This is a genomic window from Streptomyces sp. (genome assembly GCF_035645055.1).
Classification (GTDB): Bacteria; Actinomycetota; Actinomycetes; order Streptomycetales; family Streptomycetaceae; genus Streptomyces.
Genome location: NZ_DASQNH010000034.1, coordinates 16,871 through 39,374 on the forward strand (window position 1 = coordinate 16,871; position 22,504 = coordinate 39,374).

Annotated in this window: 21 protein-coding genes; 7 read left to right on the plus strand and 14 right to left on the minus strand. The window is 73.6% G+C overall.

What is annotated here, in order from left to right:
- Nucleotides 1-217: 217 nt before the first annotated feature.
- A complete protein-coding gene (locus VE614_RS11365; protein WP_324935356.1) occupies nt 218-964 on the plus strand; it encodes an SLATT domain-containing protein in 747 nt (248 codons plus the stop codon).
- A gap of 27 nt (nt 965-991) precedes the next feature.
- Here VE614_RS11365 and VE614_RS11370 read toward each other — a convergent pair whose 3' ends face one another.
- The 3 genes from VE614_RS11370 to VE614_RS11380 form a co-directional block, all read right to left on the minus strand.
- Nucleotides 992-3,040, minus strand: a complete 2,049-nt coding sequence (locus tag VE614_RS11370) for a serine/threonine-protein kinase (RefSeq protein WP_324935358.1) — start codon at nt 3,038-3,040, stop codon at nt 992-994.
- Between the two features lie 74 nt (nt 3,041-3,114).
- Complete coding sequence (locus VE614_RS11375) at nt 3,115-3,582, minus strand: MarR family winged helix-turn-helix transcriptional regulator (RefSeq protein WP_324935360.1); 468 nt, start codon at nt 3,580-3,582, stop codon at nt 3,115-3,117.
- Nucleotides 3,579-4,184, minus strand: coding sequence for a type 1 glutamine amidotransferase family protein (locus VE614_RS11380; protein WP_324935362.1), 606 nt, complete (start codon nt 4,182-4,184; stop codon nt 3,579-3,581). The genes VE614_RS11375 and VE614_RS11380 overlap by 4 nt, the downstream gene beginning before the upstream one ends.
- Before the next feature lie 184 nt (nt 4,185-4,368).
- Between VE614_RS11380 and VE614_RS11385 the strand changes: the two genes are divergently transcribed.
- The 3 genes from VE614_RS11385 (at nt 4,369) to VE614_RS11395 (ending at nt 7,343) form a co-directional block, all read left to right on the plus strand.
- Entirely contained in the window at nt 4,369-5,724 is a 1,356-nt protein-coding gene (locus VE614_RS11385) for an aspartate aminotransferase family protein (protein WP_324935364.1), read from the plus strand.
- Between the two features lie 117 nt (nt 5,725-5,841).
- Nucleotides 5,842-6,543, plus strand: a complete 702-nt coding sequence (locus tag VE614_RS11390) for a GntR family transcriptional regulator (protein WP_324935366.1) — start codon at nt 5,842-5,844, stop codon at nt 6,541-6,543.
- 149 nt (nt 6,544-6,692) lie between these two features.
- Nucleotides 6,693-7,343: a hypothetical protein gene (locus tag VE614_RS11395; RefSeq protein WP_324935367.1), complete on the plus strand. Its 651-nt coding sequence runs from the start codon at nt 6,693-6,695 to the stop codon at nt 7,341-7,343.
- A gap of 30 nt (nt 7,344-7,373) precedes the next feature.
- Here the strand turns inward: VE614_RS11395 and VE614_RS11400 are convergent, their stop codons facing one another.
- Nucleotides 7,374-7,496 (minus strand): hypothetical protein, encoded by a 123-nt coding sequence (locus tag VE614_RS11400; protein ID WP_324935488.1) that lies wholly within the window; start codon nt 7,494-7,496, stop codon nt 7,374-7,376.
- 356 nt (nt 7,497-7,852) lie between these two features.
- Entirely contained in the window at nt 7,853-9,136 is a 1,284-nt protein-coding gene (locus VE614_RS11405; protein ID WP_324935369.1) for an adenylosuccinate synthase, read from the minus strand.
- A 186-nt stretch (nt 9,137-9,322) separates the two neighbouring features.
- On the opposite strand from VE614_RS11405, the gene VE614_RS11410 reads away from it, so the two are divergent.
- Entirely contained in the window at nt 9,323-10,201 is an 879-nt protein-coding gene (locus tag VE614_RS11410) for a diacylglycerol kinase (protein WP_324935371.1), read from the plus strand.
- Nucleotides 10,202-10,244: 43 nt separating this feature from the next.
- Here the strand turns inward: VE614_RS11410 and VE614_RS11415 are convergent, their stop codons facing one another.
- Entirely contained in the window at nt 10,245-10,742 is a 498-nt protein-coding gene (locus VE614_RS11415; protein WP_324935373.1) for a GbsR/MarR family transcriptional regulator, read from the minus strand.
- Between the two features lie 120 nt (nt 10,743-10,862).
- Here VE614_RS11415 and VE614_RS11420 point away from each other — a divergent pair, with 120 nt between their 5' ends.
- Together VE614_RS11420 and VE614_RS11425 are read left to right on the plus strand one after the other, a co-directional pair.
- Nucleotides 10,863-11,810, plus strand: a complete 948-nt coding sequence (locus VE614_RS11420; RefSeq protein ID WP_324935375.1) for an ABC transporter ATP-binding protein — start codon at nt 10,863-10,865, stop codon at nt 11,808-11,810.
- Entirely contained in the window at nt 11,807-13,426 is a 1,620-nt protein-coding gene (locus tag VE614_RS11425; protein WP_324935377.1) for an ABC transporter permease, read from the plus strand. The genes VE614_RS11420 and VE614_RS11425 overlap by 4 nt, the downstream gene beginning before the upstream one ends.
- Nucleotides 13,427-13,496: 70 nt before the next feature.
- Here the strand turns inward: VE614_RS11425 and VE614_RS11430 are convergent, their stop codons facing one another.
- From VE614_RS11430 to VE614_RS11465, 8 genes are all read right to left on the minus strand, one after another.
- Nucleotides 13,497-14,702, minus strand: coding sequence for a cytochrome P450 (locus tag VE614_RS11430; protein ID WP_324935379.1), 1,206 nt, complete (start codon nt 14,700-14,702; stop codon nt 13,497-13,499).
- Between the two features lie 44 nt (nt 14,703-14,746).
- The gene (locus VE614_RS11435; protein ID WP_324935381.1) at nt 14,747-15,412 is read right to left on the minus strand and encodes a response regulator transcription factor; all 666 of its coding nucleotides are present in this window, start codon (nt 15,410-15,412) and stop codon (nt 14,747-14,749) included.
- Nucleotides 15,409-16,773, minus strand: a complete 1,365-nt coding sequence (locus tag VE614_RS11440; protein WP_324935383.1) for a sensor histidine kinase — start codon at nt 16,771-16,773, stop codon at nt 15,409-15,411. Before VE614_RS11440 ends, VE614_RS11435 begins: the two co-directional genes overlap by 4 nt.
- Before the next feature lie 110 nt (nt 16,774-16,883).
- On the minus strand, nt 16,884-17,558 hold the full coding sequence (locus tag VE614_RS11445; RefSeq protein WP_324935385.1) for a response regulator transcription factor: 675 nt from the start codon (nt 17,556-17,558) through the stop codon (nt 16,884-16,886).
- Nucleotides 17,555-18,979: a sensor histidine kinase gene (locus VE614_RS11450; RefSeq protein WP_324935386.1), complete on the minus strand. Its 1,425-nt coding sequence runs from the start codon at nt 18,977-18,979 to the stop codon at nt 17,555-17,557. Before VE614_RS11450 ends, VE614_RS11445 begins: the two co-directional genes overlap by 4 nt.
- On the minus strand, nt 18,972-20,171 hold the full coding sequence (locus tag VE614_RS11455; RefSeq protein ID WP_324935388.1) for an acyltransferase: 1,200 nt from the start codon (nt 20,169-20,171) through the stop codon (nt 18,972-18,974). The genes VE614_RS11450 and VE614_RS11455 overlap by 8 nt, the downstream gene beginning before the upstream one ends.
- Nucleotides 20,164-21,180, minus strand: a complete 1,017-nt coding sequence (locus VE614_RS11460; RefSeq protein ID WP_324935390.1) for an alpha/beta hydrolase — start codon at nt 21,178-21,180, stop codon at nt 20,164-20,166. Before VE614_RS11460 ends, VE614_RS11455 begins: the two co-directional genes overlap by 8 nt.
- A gap of 278 nt (nt 21,181-21,458) precedes the next feature.
- A complete protein-coding gene (locus tag VE614_RS11465; protein ID WP_324935392.1) occupies nt 21,459-22,346 on the minus strand; it encodes an alpha/beta hydrolase in 888 nt (295 codons plus the stop codon).
- Between the last annotated feature and the right edge of the window lie 158 nt (nt 22,347-22,504).

Consider the following 22,504-nt stretch of genomic DNA (forward strand, 5'->3'; position numbering starts at 1 on the left):
TCCTGTTTTCGTACGGCTTTTTCCACCTGGCACGAGCCTACGTGGTCCGCGCGGCCGTCGCCCCAGCACTCTTTCGAGTGAGTTATCTCCGTGGCCTATACCTGATCAAGACCCCCTTCCGGGCGGAAAAGCGATGAAAGCTTCACCTTCGCCACCCATTGGGCGGTAGGAAGGTTCCGGCACGTCAGCGTCCATCAGCAGCAGTAGGGAGTGCCGGGTGGGTCAGCCGGAGATGCAGCCCGAGGGGCCGCCTCAGGACGGGCGGGGCGAGGGGGCGGCCGGGCTGCGGCCGGGCGATCTGACCGGGCGGCCGTTTCCGCTCGGGGACTGGGCCGAACCCGCACGGCGTCTCGACGAGCTGTACCGCTGGGTGGAGCGCGGCGCCCTGGACACGGCGGCCTGGTATCTCGCCGACCGGATCTGGAAGCGGCGCGGGGCGCGGGCGCTGCGCGCGGGCGCTGCGGCGGGGGCGGTGGCGGGCGCGGCGCTGCCGCTGCTGGATCTGACCGGGGTGTTGGGCGGGGTCGCCCCTTGGGGGTATCTGGCGCTGATGCTCGCCGTCGCCTGCGTGGCCGTCGACCGGTTCTTCGGGGTCACCTCGGGGTGGATAAGGGACGTGGCCACCGCGCAGGCCGTGCAGCGCCGATTGCAGGCCCTTCAGTTCGACTGGGCCGCGGAGAGCGTGCGCGAGGTGCTGGGCCCCACCGAGGGGACGGCGAGCGAGGCGGCCGAGCGGTGCCTGGGCGTGCTGCGGCGGTTCTGCGAGGACGTGACCGAGCTGGTGCGCACCGAGACCGCCGACTGGATGGTGGAGTTCCGCACCGGGTCGGCGCCGCTGGGCCTCCAGGCGGCGGTAGCGGTGGGCCCGCGGGTGGACGCCGGGGGCCCGCACGGCCGGTTCCCGATGCCGCCCGGGCCCGCCCGGCCGAACATGCCCCGGCAGCGGCCGCCCGAGCCGCGGTGAGGTGCCCTCAAGGGTGGTCCCGGGGGGTCACTGGCGGGTGTACGTCAGCTTCTCCCCCGTGCTCGTGTTCACGCGCTGGAGCGTGTCCGGGGAGATGAGGGTGATCTCCGTGGCCTCTCCGGGGCTGCACGAGGTGCGCGGCTCGCCGACCGTCACCGTGGACGGGCCGATCGGCAGCGGGCCGTCCCCGGCGGGCTCCCCGCTCAGTTCCGCCTCGAAGACGCAGTGGTAGTCGGCGCCGTCGGCGGTGAGCGACAGCACCGCGTCGCCGGGCTCGCCCTGCCGGATGGTCAGCGTGCGGGTGTGCGTGCCGTCCGCGTTCTCGATCGTGGTGGTCCAGGTGCCCAGGTAGTCCGCCGGGATCGCGCCGTCCTGCTCCGCGGAGGAGGCCGACGGGGAGGGGGAGGGGGACGGGGTGGGCGAGGTGGGTCCGGGGGTGGTCGGGCCTCCGGTCGTGGTCGGGCTCGGTGACGGGGGCGCCTTCGCGTCGCCGTCCCCGTTCATCAGCGCGTACACCGTGCCGCCCGCCGCCAGCGCCACGACCACCGCGACGGCGACGAGCAGCGCGGTGGCCCGGCCGTTCCTGCGGGACGGCTCCTGGGACGGGGCGGACGGCGAGGTCCCGTACGGGGCGGGCCCGTACGGCGGGGTCGAGCCGAGGCCGTCGCCGTAGGGGGCGGGGTGCGGGGCGTGACCGCCGTACGGCGGTGAGGGGTACGCCTGGTTCGGCGGCTGGGGGTAGCCGTAGGCGTGCTGGGGATGGCCGTAACCCTGCTGGGGATGGCCGTAACCCTGGTGGGGATGTCCGTACGGCTGTTGCGGGGGGTGGCCCTGCGGGGACGGCCCGGCCGGGGCGGGCGGTGTCCGCGGGGTGCCGTAGGCGGGGTGGGCGGGCGGTGGGACGTCCGGGGTGGTCGGGACGGCCGGGGGTGCGGGCGGCCGGGTTCCCGGGGTGGCCTGTCCCGGGGTGGCCGGTTGGCCGGCGGTCATGGCCGGGAGGTGGTTCAGGGGCGCTCCCGCGCCCGCCGCGGGCACTCCCGTACCCGCCGCGCCGAGCGGCCCGCCCCCGCCCGGGTCTTCGGCGGGGGCCAGGGCCGGTCCGCCCGCGACGTCCGGCTCCTGCGCCGCCGTGTGCTCCGGCGGCGCCCCCGCGGTCTCCGGGTTCTCCGTGTCCAGCAGCCGTACCGCGTGCCGCCCGAGCTGGGCGACCAGGGCGCTGGGCAGCCACGGGTCGAGGGCGCGGCCGTCGGAGACGGTGTCCTCCGCGCCGGTGCGCTCCAGGACGTGGTCGAGGGTGGGGCGGGCGGCGGGGTCCTTGCGCAGGCAGTCGCGGACGAGGTCGGCGATGCCCTCGGGGACCCGCTCCAGGTCGGGCTCCTCCTGGGCGATGCGGAACATCAGGGCGTGCACGCCGCTGTCGGCGCCGCCGAAGGGCAGGGCCCCGGTGGCGGCGTAGGCGAGGACGGAGCCCAGGCAGAAGACGTCGCAGGCGGGGGTGACGCGGTCGCCGCGCACCTGCTCGGGCGCCATGAAGCCGGGCGAGCCGACCAGCGCGCCGGTGCGGGTGAGGCCGCCGTCGGTGACGGTCTCCAGGGCGCGGGCGATGCCGAAGTCGATGACGCGCGGGCCGTCGATGGTGAGCAGGACGTTGGACGGCTTCAGGTCGCGGTGCACGATCCCCGCCGCGTGGATGTCCTTGAGGGCGTGGGCGAGCCCGGCGGCGAGGATGCGTACCGAGCGTTCGGGCAGCGGCCCGTGGTCGTGACCGACGACCTGCTGGAGGCTGGGTCCGGCGACGTATCCGGTGGCGACCCAGGGCACGGCGGCCTCGGTGTCGGCGTCGAGCACGGGCGCGGTCCAGTGGCCGCCGACCCGCCGCGCGGCCCGCACCTCCTGCCGGAACCGCCCCCGGAACTCCTCCTGTGCGGCGAGCTCCTCGCGGACCAGCTTGACGGCGACGGTCCGCCCCCGGTCCGACCGGGCCAGATAGACCTGCCCCATGCCGCCGGCGCCGAGCCGCCCCAGCAGCCGGTAGACGCCGACGCGCTCGGGATCCCCGGGCCCCAGTCTCTCCATCCCCACCGCCTCCCCCTAGGTGAGCAACAGGCCGAGAATAGTGCGGCCCCCAGGGGAGTCGTACGGGGTGCCCTCTACGGTTCCGTAACAGGTGCGGACGGCGGCCCCAGTTCGTCCAGCACCCGCGACAGCCGCTCCAGAGCCGCCACCGCCGCGGCGAGTTCCGCCTCGCCGAAGACTTCCGCGAGCCGGTCGGCGTAGGCCGCGTGCCCCGGCTGGATCCGGTCGATCGCGGCCCGGCCCGCCTCGGTCGGCGCGAGGAGCTTGGCGCGGCGGTGGGCGGGGTTGGGCCGGTACTCGGCGAGGCCCCGCGCCACCAGCAGATCGGCGATGCGCTGGACGCTCTGGCGGGTGATGCCCATGGCGCGGGCGATCCCGGCCACCGGCAGCGGTTCACGCAGCACCGCGCCCAGCACCTGCCACCGGGCGGCGGTCAGCCCGGCGGGCCCGGCCAGTTCCTCGGCGACGGACAGGAACTGGCCGTTCAGCCGGAACACGCCGATCGCGCTCCGGCTGAACAGGTCCTGACGGCCCCGGCTCACAGCGCCCCGGCCTGCTCCAGGACGGCGTACGCCTCGATGTCGGAGTCGTGGAAGAGGCGGTACCAGGCGTCCAGCACCTCGCCCTCGTAGACCCCGAGCAGGCCGAGGATCTCCCGGGCGAAGGCGACCGGCTCGGTGGGACCGGCGGTGATCAGCCCGCCGTCGGTGACCGCGTCGGCGTCCACGTACTTCTCCCCGCCCCGGTAGCCGGTGGCGGCCAGGTAGAAGGAGACGGCGCTGGTGTGGGCGCGGTCGTCGAGCAGGCCCTCGCGGGCGAGTCCGGCGGTGGCGCCGCAGATCGCGGCGACGGGGACGCCGGCGTCGAGGAACTCGCGGGCCTTGCGGGCGAAGGGGGCGAGGTCGTCACTCGTGTCCCACAGGTCGGCGCCCGGGAGGATCAGCAGCGAGCTGTCCTCGGGGCGTACGTCGGCCAGGGCGAGGTCGGGCTGGACGCGCAGCCCGCCGATGGTGCGGACGGGGGCGGTGGCGGGGCCGACGGTGCGGATGTCGTGGCCCGCGCGGGCGAGGTGCGCGGTGGCGTGGCCGGGCTCCCAGTCGGCGAGGGTGTCGTAGACGGCGAGGTGGACGGGCTTGCGGCTCATGGTTCCTCCTCCAGCGGGATCCCGGTGGATTCCGATGACAGCAGGCTGTCATTTCGACAGCACCCTGTCAATAGGCTCCGGCCATCCGGTGGGCCCCGCGGTCGACAACCTGTCGCGGAACCCCCCCGACCACAGACAGGACGCCGATACCGCGTCCACATCGCGGACATTTACGCTCGGCCGCATGACCCCTCATCCCGACCCCCAGGCCGGCGCCGCCGTGAAGGCCGCGGACCGCGCGCACGTCTTCCACTCCTGGTCCGCGCAGGAGCTCATCGACCCGCTCGCCGTCGCCGGCGCCGAGGGGTCGTACTTCTGGGACTACGACGGCAAGCGCTACCTCGACTTCACCAGCGGCCTCGTGTACACCAACATCGGCTACCAGCACCCGAAGGTCGTCGCCGCGATCCAGGAGCAGGCGGCGAAGATGACCACCTTCGCGCCCGCCTTCGCCATCGAGGCGCGGTCGGAGGCGGCCCGGCTGATCGCCGAGCGGACCCCCGGGGACCTGGACAAGATCTTCTTCACCAACGGCGGCGCCGACGCCGTCGAGCACGCGGTACGGATGGCCCGGCTGCACACGGGCCGCCCGAAGGTGCTCTCCGCGTACCGCTCGTACCACGGCGGCACCCAGCAGGCGATCAACGTCACCGGCGACCCGCGCCGCTGGGCCTCCGACAGCGGCGCGGCCGGTGTCGTGCGCTTCTGGGCGCCCTTCCTCTACCGCTCCCGCTTCTACGCGGAGACCGAGGAGCAGGAGTGCGCGCGGGCGCTGGAGCACCTGGAGACGACGATCGCCTTCGAGGGGCCGCAGACCGTCGCCGCGATCATCCTGGAGACCGTCCCCGGCACGGCCGGGATCATGGTGCCGCCGCCCGGCTACCTCGCCGGAGTGCGGGAGCTCTGCGACAAGTACGGGATCGTCTTCGTCCTCGACGAGGTGATGGCGGGCTTCGGGCGGACCGGCGAGTGGTTCGCGGCCGACCTGTTCGACGTCACTCCCGACCTGATGACCTTCGCCAAGGGTGTGAACAGCGGATACGTCCCGCTGGGCGGCGTCGCGATCTCCGGCGCCATCGCGGAGACCTTCGCCAGGCGGCCCTACCCCGGCGGGCTCACCTACTCCGGGCACCCGCTGGCCTGCGCCGCCGCCGTCGCGACGATCCAGGTCATGGCCGAGGAGGGCATCGTCGAGCACGCGGCGCGGCTCGGCGCCGAGGTCGTGGAGCCGGGGCTGCGCGAGCTGGCCGACCGGCACCCGAGCGTCGGCGAGGTGCGCGGCGTCGGCATGTTCTGGGCGCTGGACCTGGTGCGGAACCGGGAGACCCGCGAGCCGCTGGTGCCGTACAACGCGGCCGGTGAGGCGAACGCGCCGATGGCCGCGTTCGGCGCCGCCGCGAAGGCGCACGGCATCTGGCCCTTCATCAACATGAACCGCACCCATGTCGTCCCGCCGTGCAACGTCACCGAGGCCGAGCTGAAGGAGGGCCTGGCGGCGCTGGACGCGGCGCTCACGGTGGCGGACGAGTACGTGGTGTAGGCCCGGCACGTACGTGGCGCAGGCCCGGCGCTCCCGGTGGGGGGACCGCGTAAGGTGGCGTGCTCATAGGCACATATGTGCCCCCGCCATTCGAACGCACGAGGGAGTTCCCCCACCATGCCCGGCACCAGCGGCAGCGGCGCTGTGACCCGTAACACCCTGCGGCAGCAGATCGCGGACGCGTTGCGGGACGAGGTGCTGGCCGGGCGGCTCCAGCCGGGGCAGGAGTTCACGGTCAAGGAGATCGCCGACCAGTACGGCGTCTCCGCGACCCCGGTGCGCGAGGCGCTGGTCGACCTGTCCGCGCAGGGCCTGCTGGAGGCCGACCAGCACCGCGGCTTCCACGTCCGCGAGTACTCCATGGACGACTTCCGCGGCCTGGTCGAGGCCCGCAGCCTCGTCACCGACGGCATGTTCCAGGCGCTCGGCGACGGCCACCGCGGCTTCCGCGACCCCGACGACCCGCGCACGGCGACCGCACTCGCGGGCGTGCGCCGACGCGGCGAGGAGGCCCAGCGCGCCGCCGCCGCAGGGGACCTCACCGTGCTCATCGGCTACGACCTGCGCTTCTGGCGCGAACTGAGCGGCCTGTTCGGCAATCCGTACCTCTCCGACTTCCTGCACCGGCTGCGGGTGCAGTCCTGGGTCTGCGCCGTGCCGTACCTGCGCCGCCTCAGCGATCTGCGCGGGCAGTTGTGGGCCGGGCACACCGAACTGGTGGACGCCCTGGCCCGCCGAGACGCCGACGGCGCGCGGGGTCTCGTCGGCGCCTACAACGCGCACTCGGTCGCCCTGATGAAGCGCCTGGCCAAAGGCTGACGGACGCCCGGCCGGCGGTTGAGGCGCGGTCCGCGGGCCATCGGCGGCTCATGTGGGTATAGGGCCGGTACGGGAGGGGACCCGTGCGGCCCCCACCCATTACGCTGCCCTGACCACACCTCGCGCGCCCCTACCCGAGGAGCCCTCTTTTGGCCTGTGACCTGTGGCTGGTCCCGCTCGTCGACGTGCTGTGCCACGCGCCGGACAACCCGTTCGCCGAGGAACTCGCGCAATACGACAAGGCGCTCGCCGAGGCGGGGTTGCCGCCGGTGCCGGTGTACCAGTACATGCCGGGCCTGTCCGGCGAGGTGGCCCCGGTCGCCGGATTCGACTACGACGCGCTGCACTTCCTGCGCCGGGCCTATCTGCTCCAGATCTGCGGGCTGCCGGTCACCCCGGTCGACGACCTGGGCGGCGACTACGAGCAGCTGCTGGAGATGTTCGAGACGACGGCCCAGCAGTCGCACCTGGTCTGGCACTACGACCACGCGGGCGCCTACCTCCCGGTCGACTTCCCGCACCCGCTCTCCAACGACGAACTCCTCGCGGGCGGCGGGCCGCTGGGCTCCTCCCGGACCCTGCTGCGCGAGCTGGAGCACGTCGCCCCCATCCTCGGCATCGACCCCGCCAATCCCCCGGCGGCCCCGCAACCCCCGCTCGGTCCCACCGAGTTGGAGGAGCCCGCCGCACCCGCCCCGTACGACCCCAGCCCGTTCGCGCGCGAACGCCACGTCTGGCTGGGGCTGCACGCGGCGGCGACGCGGAGTCTCGCGCAGGGATCGATGATCGTCTTCAGCTGAACCCGCCGGGTCCGGTCCCGCCCGGTCCGGTCAACGGCCCAGCCGGGAAAGCCCCTTGCGTACGTCGTCGAGGTTCATCACCGGGGTGTACGTGATCTCCGCGCCGAGCTGCCGTTCCGGATGGCCTCGTTGGCCTTCTCCGTGTCCATGCATGCCTTGAGCAGTACGCGCATCGCACTCACCTTCTTCTGCCGGTCCCGGCTCTGCTGTCGACGCAGACGTACACCCCTCACCCTATGCCCGATATGCGCCATATACCCTGTGGGCCCCGGGTCCCATGGAAGACATGCGGCAGACCGAGCGGACCGACAAGTCCGAGCGGACCCAGCTTCTCCCGGCGCCCGGTCCGGCGTGGCGGCCCTGGCCCGCTGAGCCGGTGCCGTTCGCCGCGCTGCGCGAGCCGACCCGCCTGCGGAAAACCCGCCGGCAGACGGCGGGTGAAACCACCGCTGGGCATCGCCGCGCTGTGACGCGCGGACGATGCCCAGCCGGGATTCTCCGGGTGTGGATCAGATGAACGAGTTGATCTCGATCGTCTCGTCCCGGCCCGGGCCCACGCCGATCGCGGAGATCGGGGCGCCGGACATCTCCTCCAGCGCCTTCACGTACGCCTGGGCGTTCTTCGGCAGGTCGGAGAAGGACTTCGCCTTGCTGATGTCCTCGCTCCAGCCCGGCAGCATCTCGTAGACCGGCTTCGCGTGGTGGAAGTCGGTCTGCGAGTACGGCAGCTCCTCGACACGCTCGCCGTCGATCTCGTAGGCGACGCAGACCGGGATCTGCTCCCAGCCGGTGAGCACGTCCAGCTTGGTGAGGAAGAAGTCGGTCAGGCCGTTCACCCGGGTCGCGTAGCGGGCGATCACCGCGTCGAACCAGCCGCAGCGGCGGTCACGACCGGTGGTCACGCCCCGCTCGCCACCGATCCGGCGCAGCGCCTCGCCGTCCTCGTCGAACAGCTCGGTCGGGAACGGACCCGCGCCGACGCGGGTCGTGTACGCCTTGAGGATGCCGATGACGCGGCTGATCCGGGTCGGGCCCACGCCGGCGCCGGTGCAGGCGCCGCCCGCGGTCGGGTTCGACGAGGTCACGAACGGATACGTGCCGTGGTCGATGTCGAGCAGGGTGCCCTGGCCGCCCTCGAAGAGCACGACCTTGTCCTCGTCCAGCGCCTGGTTGAGGACCAGCACCGTGTCGGCGACGTACGGCTTGATCTGCTCGGCGTAGCCCAGCAGCTCCTCGACGACCTGCTCCACGGCGATCGCGCGGCGGTTGTAGAGCTTGGTCAGCAGCTGGTTCTTGACGTCGAGCGCCGCCTCGACCTTCTGCTGGAGGATCGACTCGTCGTACAGGTCCTGGACCCGGATGCCCACGCGGTTGATCTTGTCCGCGTAGGTCGGGCCGATACCGCGGCCGGTCGTGCCGATCTTGCGCTTGCCGAGGAAGCGTTCCGTCACCTTGTCGACGGTCACGTTGTACGGCGTGATGATGTGCGCGTTACCGCTGATCAGGAGCTTCGACGTATCGACGCCGCGCTCGTTCAGCCCGCTCAGCTCGGAGAGCAGGACCGACGGGTCGACGACGACACCGTTACCGATGACCGGCGTGCAGCCGGGGGACAGGATTCCGGAAGGGAGCAGGTGGAGGGCGTACTTCTGGTCACCCACGACTACCGTGTGGCCGGCGTTGTTGCCGCCCTGGTAGCGCACCACATAGTCGACGGAACCACCGAGCAGGTCCGTCGCCTTTCCCTTGCCTTCGTCACCCCACTGAGCACCGAGCAGCACAAGTGCGGGCACGCGCGTACACCCCTTCCGGGTGGGGCATGTCCAAGGTCAGGGGTGTACACCACGCGTGTGCGGGTGATACACCGGCGACCTTCGTTGGCCGCAACCCGTCGGACCGGATGCCCCGGAATAGACGAAGCCCCTGGCGCAATAGCGCAAGGGGCTCTTGCACAAAGATGCTACCCGAGGAAGCGAGGCATGACCGAGGTGGCGACTTCCGCGACGTCCGAGCGGCTGTTGGTGATCATCGATCCGGTCGCCCGGCGAGTGGACCCGGAGTCCGCTCGCATCGCGAAAGACGTGCTCAGCGCGGGTGCCGCCACGAAGGTGTGCCTCCCGGACGGCCCGGAGGAATTCGCCCGGATGCTGGCCAGACGCGGCTCGCGCCGACCGGTGGTGGTCGGCGACGACCGCGCGCTGGTGCGTGCCGTGTCCCTGCTGCACCGGCAGCGGCAGCTGGCCGGATGTGTGCTGTCCCTGGTGCCGGTCGGGGCGGGATCCGGGACGCTGTCGCTGGCCCGGTCCCTCGGAGTGCCGACGGGTACGGTCGCGGCGGCGCGGGCCGTCCTCGAAGGCGCCGAGCGGCGGCTGGACCTGCTCGTCGACGACAGCGACGGGGTGGTGGTCGGCGCGGTCGGCATCCCGCCGCTCACCGGCGGGCGGGAGGTGCCGGAGGGGGCCACCGCGGTGAGCCGGCCGTGGCTGCGGACCTGTCAGTCGCTGGTCCGGACCCTGGTGCCGGCGCGTCCGGCCCGGATCACGCCCACCGCCCCGCCGGCCGCGGCCGGGCCCGCCCGGCTGCGGGTGGAGGTGGACGGCGAGACGCTGGTGGGCCTCGACCAGCCGCTGGAGGCGGTGTCGGTCGCCCTGGACGGCTCCGGGGCGGCCACCGTGGAGGTGCGGCCCCTCTCCGTCGGCGCCGCGGCGGCGCCCCTGCGCGGGACCGGGCGCCGGATCACGGTGTCCGGGGCGGACTTCCGGTACCGGGCGGACGCGGTGGTGGCGGGCCCGGTCCGGCGACGGACGTGGACGGTGTTCGAGGGAGGCCTGGGGCTCACGCTGCCGACGCCGGAGTAGGGACTGCGGCCACGCCGCCGCCGGCCGCCCGCCTCCCACGGGCTCAGCCCGGACCGAACAACTCGTCCCGCCGTACCCGCCAGCGGTCCATCAGGGTTTCCAGCTCGCCCTCCAGGAATTCGAAGAACGCCAGCGTCTCGGTGAGGCGGCGGCCCGCCGGGGTGTCGGGGCCCAGGCTCGCGACGCCCTCGCGCAGGGCGTCCTCCCAGCGCTTGATGATCGCCTCGCGGTTGGTCAGCGCCTCGTACCACTGGTCGTTGCGGACCCGGTACCGCTCCCGGCGTGATCCGGGTTCGCGCTCCCGGGAGACCAGGTGGACCTGGGCCAGGTAACGCACCGCGCCGGAGACCGCGGCAGGGCTGATCTTGAGCTGTTCGCCCAGGTCGGCGGAGGTGAGGGTGCCGCTGTCGGAGGCGAGCAGCGCGGCGAACACGCGGGCCGGCATGCGGGGCATGCCCGCCTCGACGAGCTGGGCCGCGAAGTGCTCCACGAATCGGGAGACCGTGTCGGGGTCGCGTGCCGCGCCGGCTGTGTCCGTCATGCCGTCGATCATCTCCCCTGCTCGGTCCCGCTCGCCCACGGCCCTCCGTGCCGAGTCTAGCCAGGCTTCACCTGTTTCCTTAACTTCACAAACTTCTGAAAGAAGAGTACGTTCCGAGCTATGACCAAGGCCATCACCGTCTCCCGACTGCACAAATCCTTCGGTCGGACACCCGCCCTCGACGGCCTCGACCTGGACGTGGACTCCGGCGAGATCCACGGCTTCCTCGGCCCCAACGGGGCCGGCAAATCCACCACCATCCGGGTCCTGCTCGGCCTGCTGCGCGCCGACTCCGGCGCCGCCCAGGTGCTCGGCGGCGACCCCTGGACGGACGCGGTCGAGCTGCACCGCCGCATCGCCTACGTGCCCGGCGACGTCACCCTCTGGCGCAACCTCTCCGGCGGCGAGGTCATCGACCTCTACGGCCGGCTGCGCGGCGGCCTCGACACCCGGCGGCGGGCGGAACTGATCGAGCGGTTCGAACTGGACCCGACGAAGAAGGGCCGCACCTACTCCAAGGGAAACCGGCAGAAGGTCGCCCTCGTCGCCGCCTTCGCCTCCGACGTCGACCTGCTGATCCTCGACGAACCGACCTCCGGCCTCGACCCGCTGATGGAGGAGGTCTTCCAGCGGTGCGTGACCGAGGAACGCGACCGGGGACGGACGATCCTGCTCTCCTCGCACATTCTCAGCGAGGTGGAGGAGCTGTGCGACCGGGTCAGCATCATCCGCAACGGGCGCACCGTGGAGAGCGGATCGCTCGCCGAGCTGCGGCATCTGACCCGCACCAGCGTCACCGCCGAGCTGGCCGGGCCGCCCGACGGGCTCGCCCGGCTGCCCGGCGTGCACGACCTCGACGTCCGGGGACGGCGGGTCCGGCTCCAGGTCGACAACGACCGGCTCGACGCCGTGCTGCGGCAGCTGTCCGAGTGCGGGGTGCGCTCCCTGACGTCCACCCCGCCCACCCTGGAGGAGCTGTTCCTGCGGCACTACCGGGACGAGAGCGGCGGGAGCGGTGGGCCCGGCGGGAGCGGTGGCCCCGGCGAGCGGGCGGAGGCAACCCGGTGACCGCCCTCCCCCTCGCCCCGCGGTCCGGCGGCAGGTCCGGCGGAACCCGGCAGCTGGCCGGCACCACGCCCCTGCTGCGCCTCGCGCTGCGCCGCGACCGGGTGCTGATCCCGGTCTGGGTCGGCGTGAACGCCCTCATGGTGCTGTCCATGCCGGGCACGATCAGAAGCCTGTACGGCACGGCCGCCGAACGCGCCGGCCTGCTCCGCCAGCTGGAGACCAGCGCCTCCCTGCGCGCGATGACCGGCCCCGTGTTCGGCGACTCCTACGGCGCCCTGACCGTCTGGCGGGCCGGCGTGTACGCGGGTCTGCTCGCCGCCGTGATGAGCCTGCTCCTCGTCGTCCGGCACACCCGCGACGAGGAGGAGAGCGGCCGGCAGGAACTGATCTCCTCCGCGATGGTCGGCCGCCGCGCCCCGCTGACCGCTGCCCTGCTGACCGCGGCTGTCGCCAACGCCCTCCTGGGCGGGCTGGTCACCGCCGGACTGGCGGCGCAGGGCGGCACCGGAGCGGCCGCCTTCGGGCTCGGCGTCGCCGGGCTCGGCATGGTGTTCGCGACCCTGGCGGCGATCCTCGCCCAGCTCACGGAGAGCGCCCGGTCGGCACGCGGGCTCACGGCGGCCGTGCTGGGTGCCGCGTTCGTGCTGCGCGCGGCGGGCGACTCGGCGACGGCCGACGGATCGTCCGTGCTGACCTGGCTGTCGCCCCTCGGCTGGCTGGAGAACCTGCGGGCGTTCGCGGGGGAACGGTGGTGGGTGTTGCTGCTGTTCGCCGGTGCCGCACTGCTCCAGGGCGCGCTGGCCTACGCGCTCGCCGGGCGCCGTGACCTCGGCATGAGCTTCCTGCCCGCCCGGCCCGGGCCCGCCGCGGGGCGGCTGAGCGGCGCGGGCGCGCTGGCCCGGCGGCTGCAACGCGGCTCCCTGCTCGGCTGGAGCATCGGCTTCCTGCTCGCCGGGGTGGTCTACGGCGGGATGGCGGAGGGCGCGGCCGACCTGGTCGGCGGCAACGAAGGCGCCCGGCGGATCATCGAGCGGATGGGCGGAGAGGCCGGTCTCGTCGACGCGTTCCTCTCGGCGATGACCGGGATGCTGGGGCTGGTCGCCGCCCTGTACATCGTCGCCTCGGTACTGCGGCTGCACGGCGAGGAGACCTCCGGGCGGGCCGAGCCGGTGCTGGCCGGCGCCGTGGGGCGGCTGCGGTGGGCCGCGGGCCACCTGGTGGTGGCGTTCGGCGGCACGGTGCTGCTCATGCTGCTGGCCGGGCTCGGCCTCGCCCTCGGCCACGGCCGCGACACCGGGCCCCTCCTGGGGGCCTGTCTGGCGCAGGTGCCCGCGGTGTGGGTGACCGGCGGGGCGGCGGTCCTGCTCCACGGCCTGCTGCCCCGGGCGGCGGTCGCGGCCTGGGCGGTCGCCGGGGCGGTGCTCCTCATCGGCTGGGTCGGACCCGCGCTGGACGTGCCGCGGGCGGTGCTGGACCTCTCTCCGTTCGGGCACCTGCCGAAGCTGCCGGGCGGGGAGATGGAGTGGACACCGGTGCTCGTCCTCACCGCCTTGGCGGCGGCACTGGTCACGGCGGGACTGGCGGGGCTGCGGCGGCGGGACCTGATGAGCGGTTGAGGGCTGTGGGACGGGCCCTGGGCCCTCGCCGGGGCAGCCCTCGATGCGCGACGCCGTCCCGGCCGGGCGGCTAGCCGATCTCCACGGCCAGGCCTTCCAGCCCCCGGATCACGAAGTTCGGCTTGCGGCGCGGCTCCGAGGCGAGGATCAGGGTGGGAGCCCGCTCCAGCAGGGCCCTCATGGACGCGGCCAGTTCGATACGGGCCAACGGGGCGCCGATGCAGTAGTGGATACCGGCGCTGAAGGAGATGTGCGGGTTCTCCGCGCGGGTGAGATCCAGCCGGTCGGGAGCGGTGAACACCGCCGGGTCGTGGTTGGCGGAGCCGAAGAGGAGGGCGAGTTCGGCGCCGCGCGGGATCGTCGTCCCGTCGATCTCGATCTCGTCCAGCACCCAGCGCTCGAAGAGCTGGAGCGGGGTGTCGTAGCGCATCAGCTCCTCGATCGCGGACGGGATCAGGGAGTGGTCCGCGCGCAGCGCCGCCAGCTGGCCGGGGTTGCGGAAGAGCGCCCACCAGCCGTTGACGGTGGCGTTCACCGTCGCCTCGTGGCCCGCGTTCAGCAGCAGCACACAGGTAGAGATCATCTCCTGCTCGGTGAGTCGGTCGTCCTCGTCGTGCGCCGCGATCAGCCCGGAGATCAGGTCGTCGCCGGGCTCCTTGCGGCGCTCGGCGATCAGCTCGCGGAGGTAGTCCGAGAACTCCACCGAGGCGCGGACCGCCTTCGCCGCCGTCTCCTCGGACGGGCTCAGCTCGTACATCCCGCAGATGTCCGCCGACCAGGGCCGCAGCGGTGCCCGGTCGGACTCGGGCACGCCCAGCATCTCGGCGATCACCGCCACCGGCAGCGGCTCGGCGACCTCGGCGAGCAGATCACCGCCGCCGCGCCGGACCAGCCCGTCGACCAGCTCCGCGGCCAGCGCCTCCACATACGGCTTCAGCCGCTCGACCGTGCGCGGGGTGAACGCCTTGGACACCAGGCGCCGTATCCGGGTGTGGTCCGGCGGCTCCAGGTCCAGCATCCCGTGGTCGTTGAGGGTGTGGAACGGCTCGTGCTCCGGCGGGGGCGGGGTGCGGCCGAAGTCCTCGTGCGAGAAGCGGTGCTGGTACGTCCGCCCCAGTCGGCGGTCCCGCAGCAGCGCCGAGACGTCCGCGTGGTGCGGCACCAGCCACTGGTTCGTGGCCTCGTAGTGGTGCACGCGGCCCGTGGCGCGCAGCTCGGCGTAGGCGGGGTACGGGTCCGCGAGAAACGCCGGGTCCCAGGGGTCGAAGGCTGCCATGACCGGACGCTAGCCCGGCGCACCCCTCCCTGACCAGGGCTTGCTCACCCCGGCGTGACCAGCCGCGCCTCGTACGCGAACACCGCCGCCTGCGTGCGGTCCCTGAGCCCCAGCTTCACCAGGATCCGGCTCACATGCGTCTTGATCGTGGACTCGGCGACCACGAGCCGCTCGGCGATCTCCGCGTTGGACAGACCGTGCGCGATGAGCACCAGCACCTCCGTCTCCCGGTCGGTGAGATCGCCGTACGCCTCCTGCGCCTGTGGCAGCAGCTTCGGGGCCTCGGCCAGCTTGGAGAACTCGGTGATCAGCCGCTTGGTGACCGACGGGGCGAGCAGTGCCTCGCCGGACGCCACCACCCGCACGCCCTCGGCCAGCTGGCGGGCGGAGGCGTCCTTGAGCAGGAAACCGGAGGCTCCGGCGCGCAGCGCCTGGTAGACGTATTCGTCGAGGTCGAAGGTGGTCAGCACCAGCACCTTGGCGGTGCCGTCCACGGCGACGATCTCCCGGGTCGCCTCGATGCCGTTCAGCTCCGGCATGCGGATGTCCATGAGCACCACGTCCGGCGCCAGCTCGCGGACCTTCGCCACGGCTTCCCGGCCGTTCACCGCCTCGCCGACGACCTCGATGTCCGGCATCGCGTTCAGCAGGACCGAGAAGCCCTCGCGCACCATCATCTGGTCGTCCGCGATCAGGACGCGAATGGTCATGCGTCACCTTCGCTCGTCGCCGGGACGGGCAGGAAGACCGTCACCTCGTACCCTCCCTCGTCCGTGCGGCCCGCCGTCATCTCGCCGTTCAGCATCGAGACCCGCTCGCGCATTCCGGTGATGCCGTGGCCCGCGCCCGGTGAGGGCTTCACCAGGGACGGCTCGGGCGGCGGCCCGTTGACTATGCGCAGGCCCAGGCCCCCGAGAACGTAGCCGATCTCCACGCGGGCGCTCGCGCCGGGCGCGTGCCGGAGGGTGTTGCTCAGCGCCTCCTGCACGATCCGGTACGCCGACAGCTCCACGCCCTGCGGCAGTTCGCGCACCGCGCCGGTCACCGTCTTGCCGGCGTCGAGGCCCGCGTCCCGCACATTGGCGAGCAGCGCGTCCAGGTCGGCGAGGGTGGGCTGGGGGGCGTCCGGTGCCTCGTAGTCCTCGGCGCGGACCACGCCCAGCACACGGCGCAGCTCGGTGAGGGCGGCCACCGCGTTCTCCCGGATCGTCGCGAAGGCGCGCTCCAGCTCCGGCGGCGGGTTCTCCACCCGGTAGGGCGCGGCCTCGGCCTGGATGGCGACGACCGACATGTGGTGGGCGACGACGTCGTGCAGTTCGCGGGCGATCGTGGTGCGCTCCTCCAGGAGGGTGCGCCGGGACCGCTCGTGCGCGGTCACCGTCTGCTGGGCGGTCACCTCCTGTTCGGCCTCCCGGCGTATGTGCCAGATCGTGACGGCGAGCAGGACCAGCGCGGAGACGGTCAGCATGGGCCCGGTGTTGGTGCTGTAGTGGCCCCAGCCGAAGAGGCTCTCGGCGAAGAAGCCGTACACCCCGGTCAGCACCCACATCCATGCCGCCGTGCGCGGCCGGGTGCGGATCGCGACGACCGCCAGCACCACCAGGTGGGAGACGAAGGCGCCGGGCGGCCACGGCCAGTCGCCGGAGTCCCCGCCCAGCACGGTGCCGATCAGGGTGGCGGCCATCGACGCCCAGAACGCGAGGACCGGGCGGGCCAGGGTCAGCACGACCGGGGCGAGGGCGAACAGGCCGACCAGCAGTCCCAGGTTCCCGCCGCCATGGGTCGTCGAGGAGATCACCAGCGTGAAGAAGCCGGCCGCGGCGATCATCGCGTGCGGGGTCCAGGACGCGTACTCCCTGAGCCGGCCGCGCAGCCGCCGGGTGATCGGGCCGTCCACGGCCATGCGGGGCAGCGGGCGGTAGGCGAAGGCGTCGGTGAACAGGTCCTGCCGCAGACCGCGCAGGGCGTCGGCGGCCAGCCGGTACTCGGGGCTCCGCGGCTTGTACGGGGCGTACGCGGAGTCCGCGCCGTGGGGCGGGGGCGGCGTGTGCGTCTGGGGCGTCTCGGTCACGTTCAGAACGTTAGGCCGGGCCGGGGGTCCCCGTCGTCACCAGCGAGAGGGGTCCTTCGGCATCCGTCTCAGGTACTACGGGTCGCCCCCGGAAGCTCCCCGGGCCCGGCTCAGTAGCCCGTCGGCCGCACCAGCCCCGACTCGTACGCGAACACCGCCGCCTGGGTCCGGTCCCTGAGGCCCAGCTTGACCAGGATCCGGCTGACATGGGTCTTCACGGTCTGCTCCGCGACGACCAGGTGGCGGGCGATCTCCGCGTTGGACAGGCCCCGCGCGATCAGGGCCAGGACCTCCGTCTCGCGCTCGGTGAGGTCCGCGACGCGCTCCTTGAGCGGGGTCCGGGGCGCGCCGTCCAGGCGGGAGAACTCGGCGATCAGCCGCCGGGTGATGCCGGGCGCGAGCAGCGCGTCCCCCGCGGCCACCACCCGCACCGCCTCGGCGAGCTGGTCCGCGGAGGCGTCCTTCAGCAGGAACCCGGAGGCACCGGCCCGCAGCGCCTCGTAGACGTACTCGTCGAGGTCGAAGGTGGTCAGCACCAGCACCCGGGTGCGCCGCGTCGACGCGGTGACGCGGCGGGTGGCCTCGATACCGCCCAGCTCGGGCATGCGGATGTCCATCAGCACCACGTCGGGGTCGAGTTCGGCGACCTTGGCGACCGCGTCCAGGCCGTCCACCGCCTGGCCGATCACCTCGATGTCCGGCTTGGTGTTGAGCAGCACGGTGAAGCCCTGCCGGACCATCTGCTGGTCGTCGGCGATGAGTACGCGGATCGTGCCGCTCGTCATGGGGTCTCTTCTCCTGTCGGGGGCTCGGGAAAGATGTACTGCGCACCCGCAGGGCCCTGGAAGTCCATGTCCACCAGGTCGCGGGCGACGCCGTCCCTGGGCAGGAAGGCGACGACGCTGAAGCCGCCGTGCAAGGTCGCCAGCGCGCTGACACGGCCGCCCAGCATCGCCGCGCGCTCCCGCATGCCGAGCAGCCCGTGCCCGGCCCCCGGGGAGGGCTGCACGGGCCGCTCCGGGCGGCTGTTGGTGATCTCCAGGAGCAGGCCGTCGCGCACGTGGCCGACCTGGACGCGGACGTCGGAGCCCGGCGCGTGCCGCAAGGCGTTGCTCAGCGCCTCCTGCACGATCCTGTACGCCGACAGCTCCACCCCGGGCGGATAGGGGCGGCGGGGCTCACCCTGGACGTCGGCGGTGACGCGCAGTCCGGCGGCCCTGGTGTTCTCGATGAGGGCGTCCAGGCGGTCCAGGGTGGGCTGCGGGGCGTCCGGGGCGGCACCGGCGCCGGTCTCGCCCAGGCCGTAGGGGTCCTCGGGGTTCTCGGAGCGCAGCACGCCGAGGACGCGGCGCAGTTCGGTCAGCGCCTCCAGCGCGTTCTGCCGGATGCCCGCCAGGTTCTCCTGCAGCTCCTCGGGCGGGTTCTCCACCAGGTGCGGGGCGACCTGCGCCTGGATGGAGATCACCGACATGTGGTGGGCGACGACGTCGTGCAGCTCGCGCGCGATCCGGCTGCGCTCCTCGAGAACGGTGCGGCGGGCGCGTTCCTCGGCGGTGATCGTGGCCTGCCGGCCGAGTTCGTCCCGGGCCTCGCGGCGGCCGCGCAGGGCGGTGCCGAGCAGGACGGCGACGGTGAACACGGACACCGCCACCACACCGGTCCCCGTGTAGCGCCAGGCTCCGATGACGCCTTGGAGGAGGTAGGTGGCCAGCGCCGTCACGGCCAGCGCCTCGAGGGCCACCCGGGTCGGGACCCGCAGGGCGAGCAGCAGCAGCACCAGCGCGTGCGCCGCCACGCCGGGTGCGGCCCACGGCCAGGCGACGTCCGGCGCGGTCTGCCCCGAGATCAGCTGGGACCGGGCGGCGAGGGCGATGACGACGGAGATCGCCGTGGACAGCAGCCACGCCGGTACCGGCCGCCACAGGGCCAGCACCACGGTCGCGCCCTGCCCGATCGACATCAGCAGCGCGTACTGGGGGTTCTGGCCGTAGGTCTCGCCCAGCAGTGACGCGTTGGTTCCGAGCACGATCACGCCGACCAGGCAGACCAGACCGTGCGGCAGCCAGCGCAGCCACACGAAGGCGGGCAGGGGGTCCGCGCGGAAGGTCAGCAGGTCGGCACGCAGGACGCGCAGCCACTCCCCCGGCCGGCCCCCCTCCGGGTGCCGGCCCCTCCCCGTCTCCGTCACTTGATCAACTCTAGGCATGGCGGGTCACCTTCGCCTCCGCCTCGTGCCGGTTCCGGTGGACGCGGACCACCCGGGGCGGACGGCGCGCGGCCCGTCCGGCGTGCTGCTCCCGGGAGCGGAAGGCGACCCAGCACACGGCCAGCGCGAGAGCGAACACCGGCAGCCACAGCAGCCGCTCGGCGACCCAGCCGTACCCGTCGGGCACGGTGTGCAGGCCGGGCAGGCGGCCGGCGAGGAGGGCGGTCGCCGTGGTGGCCATCAGGGCGGTCTGATGCCAGAGGAAGATCGTCATGGCGGAGAGGTTGACCAGGGCCACCGCGGCCCAGGCGACCGGCCGGCGCAGGACCCGGCGCAGCGGTCCGCGCAGCAGCAGGGCCAGCCCGCACTGGGCCATGCCGAAGGTGACGGCGGCCAGCGTCGGCGGGTTCAGATTGGAGACCGCGGCGCCCGGCACCCCGACCATCGACGCCGGATACCCCGCGCAGGCAACGAGTGCCGCCGTCACCGCCGCCCCGCCGGCCAGCAGGATCCACCCGGCCCGCCGTCGCTCCAGCTCGCCCCGGCTCCACGCCGCGCCCAGCGTGTACGGCACCAGCCAGCCGGCGGCCAGGTTGGTCCAGCCCAGCCAGGAGGGGCCGCCGAGGCCGAAACGCACCAGGTCCACATGGAGTACGACGGCCAGCGGCCACAGCGGGTGGACCCGGGTGACCAGCGGAGTCGCCGCCGTCAGCGCGGCGAAGGCCAGCAGGAACCACAGCGGGGACAGGGCCAGTTTCACCAGGGTGCGCACGGTGGTCAGGTCGGCGCCGGTCAGCAGCAGGGCCGCGGTGGCCACCGCCCACAGGGCCAGCAGGGCGGCCACCGGGGCGAACAGCCGGGCGAGGCGGGCGCGCAGCCACTGCCCGTAGCTCTCCCCACGGGCCCGGGCCGAGGCCAGCCCCCGGGCCGCCACCTGGCCGCCCACCAGGAAGAACACGGCGAGTGTCTGGAAGAGCCAGGAGACCGGGGCCAGCGCGGGCAGATGCCGCAGCGGGCTGTCGGTGCGCAGGGTGCCGCCGTCGGCGACCAGGGCGGTCACCAGCCAGTGGCCGAGGACGACGCCGAGGATGGCGAGGGCGCGCAGCGCGTCGGCCGCGCGGTCCCGTGAGGCGGGGGTGGCCGCGTCCAGGCGCGCGGCGCCCGCGAGGACTCGGGACGTCGGCTCACGCACGGGTCACCTCCGAGGTCTCGCCGAGCACGATCCGGGCGAGGTTGGCCAGACAGATCGAGCCCGGGCTGAAGTAGTCGCTGTGGCCGCCGTCGCCGGCGGCGAAGACGCGGGCGCCGAACGCCGGGGACACCGGGTCGGTGCCGAAGCCGACGGTCGTGCCGAACAGATCGGCCTCGACGTGCGGGACCTGCGCGACCCAGTCGGTGCCGCCGCGGGCCGCCCAGATCCGCGCGGAGGTGCGCAGAGCGGCGGCGGAGTCGGCACCGGTGCCGGGGCTGCCGAGGAGGGCGATGTCGGCCACGGGCGGGCCCTGGGCGGCGGAGCGGGCGCAGACGACCGAGCCGTAGGAGTGGCAGAGCAGGGAGACAGGGGTGTCACGGCCGGTGAGTCCGCGCAGCAGGCGCAGGAACTCGCCGAGGCGGGGCGCGGCTTCGTCGGCGCGGCCGGTGGTGAGGACGGCGGTGCTGACCGTGCCGGGTGTGTCGTACCCGAGCCAGGCGACGACCGCGACACGGGTCGACTCGGGGGCCCGCCGGCTGAGTTGGCGGTGCAGGGCGGTGGCCGTCGCGCGGAAGCGGCCGTAGGTGTCGAGGGTCGTGTCGGAGCCGGGGACCAGGACCGCGACGCGGTCGGCGTGGGCGAGGTCGCCGAAGACCTCGGTGGCCAGGCCGGTGCCGCGGCCGTCGAAGGCGAGGAGTTGCCCGGCCGGGGCGGCCAGGGCGCGGTCCGCCGCCGCGCGGTGCCGGTCGCCGTGGGCCTCGGCCATCCGGGCGGCCCGCGCGGCGTTGGCGCGGTTGGCCGCGTAGGCCGCTTCGAGGGTGGTCGCGGTGACGGCGGGAAGGCCGGCCGGGGGCGGGGCGGGGATCCGGGGGCGGGCGGCGGCGGAGAGCGGCAGGACCACGCCCGCGGTGATGAGGAGGGCGAGGAGGGAGCGCAGCCAGCGGGGCGTACGGCGGTCCTTCGGCGGCCCGCCGGTGGTGTCGGGGCCCGGCTCGGCAGTCGGCTCCATGGTTCGCTTCCCTCCCGGTCCGCCCGTCCATCGGGCTGGTCTGACCGGGAAGTTACGGAGCGGGAGCCGTCGCCCGCGTCACGCCGGAGAGGTGTTCACGGCCGTAGCTCTCAGGTACTACGGGTATGACAGGACCCGTACCGCATGACAGGCACCGCGCGCATGGCAGACCCCGCGCGTATGACAGGCCCCGCGCGCATGGCAGACCCCGCGCGTATGACAGGCCCCGCGCGTATGACGGGCCCCGGAGAGCCTGCCCCCTCGGGGGTCGTGAGGCCTCACCACGCCAGCTGAGCGATCTCCTCCGCCACCACCGCGCACGCGTCCGCCGCCGGGTCGATCAGCGGGAAGTGGCCGACGCCCTCCAGCAGGGTCAGTCCGACCACCTCGCCCGCCTTCGCCGCCGCGTCCGCGTACGACTCGGCGACCGCCTGCGGGACGTCCAGGTCGGTGCGGCCCTGCACCAGGGTCGTCGCGATGCCCGTCGGAAGCAGCAGCACGGGATCGGCGTACGGCCGGCGCTCGGTGAACAGCCGTTCGCCGCCGAGGAGTTGGCGGGCCGCTCCCCCGCACACGTCCAGCTTGTCCGCGACCGTGAAGTCGGCGATCGGGGCCAGGGCGACCACCCCGCGCAGAGGTGCGGGGCCGTCGGTGCGCCAGGGGGCGCCGGCGGGCAGGAGGTGCCGGGCGGCGGCCCACAGCGCGAGGTGGCCGCCGGCCGAGTGCCCGGTGGCCACCGTCCGGCGGACATCGGCCTGCGGAAGGACCTCGCGGACGAGCGCGGGGAGGGCGTCGAACGCGGCGGCGACATCGTCGAAGGTGTCCGGCCAGCGGCCCGCGACGGCCCGCTCCCCGGCGGCGCCCTCCGCCGCTCCCCGCCGGTATTCCACATTCGCCACCGCGAATCCCCTACGGGCCAGGAAGGCCGCGAACGGGCTGACGTGCCGCCGGTCGTACGGGGCGCGCCAGGCACCTCCGTGCAGGACGACGATCAGCGGGGCGGGGGAGGCGGAACCGGTGGGCTCGGTGCCGTGCGGGGCGTAGAAGTCGATCACCTGGTCGGGGTGGTCGCCGTACGCGGCGGTGGCGTCGGGGTCGACGGGCGGGTGCGAGAAGGCGGACTCCTCCTCGGCGGCGGCCCGTGCCACTGCGACGTCGTCCGTCATGCTCCAACCTCTCAGCGATGAAACGTGTGTGGCGGACCGGGTGGTGCGTCAGGCCGTTGGCGGGGACGGTACCAGGCCGGTGACGTGCGGGGACATGGGGTTGTCACACTCGGTGAGGGTTAAACGGTTCCAGTGTTTCGTTACCCTGACGGGGCGAA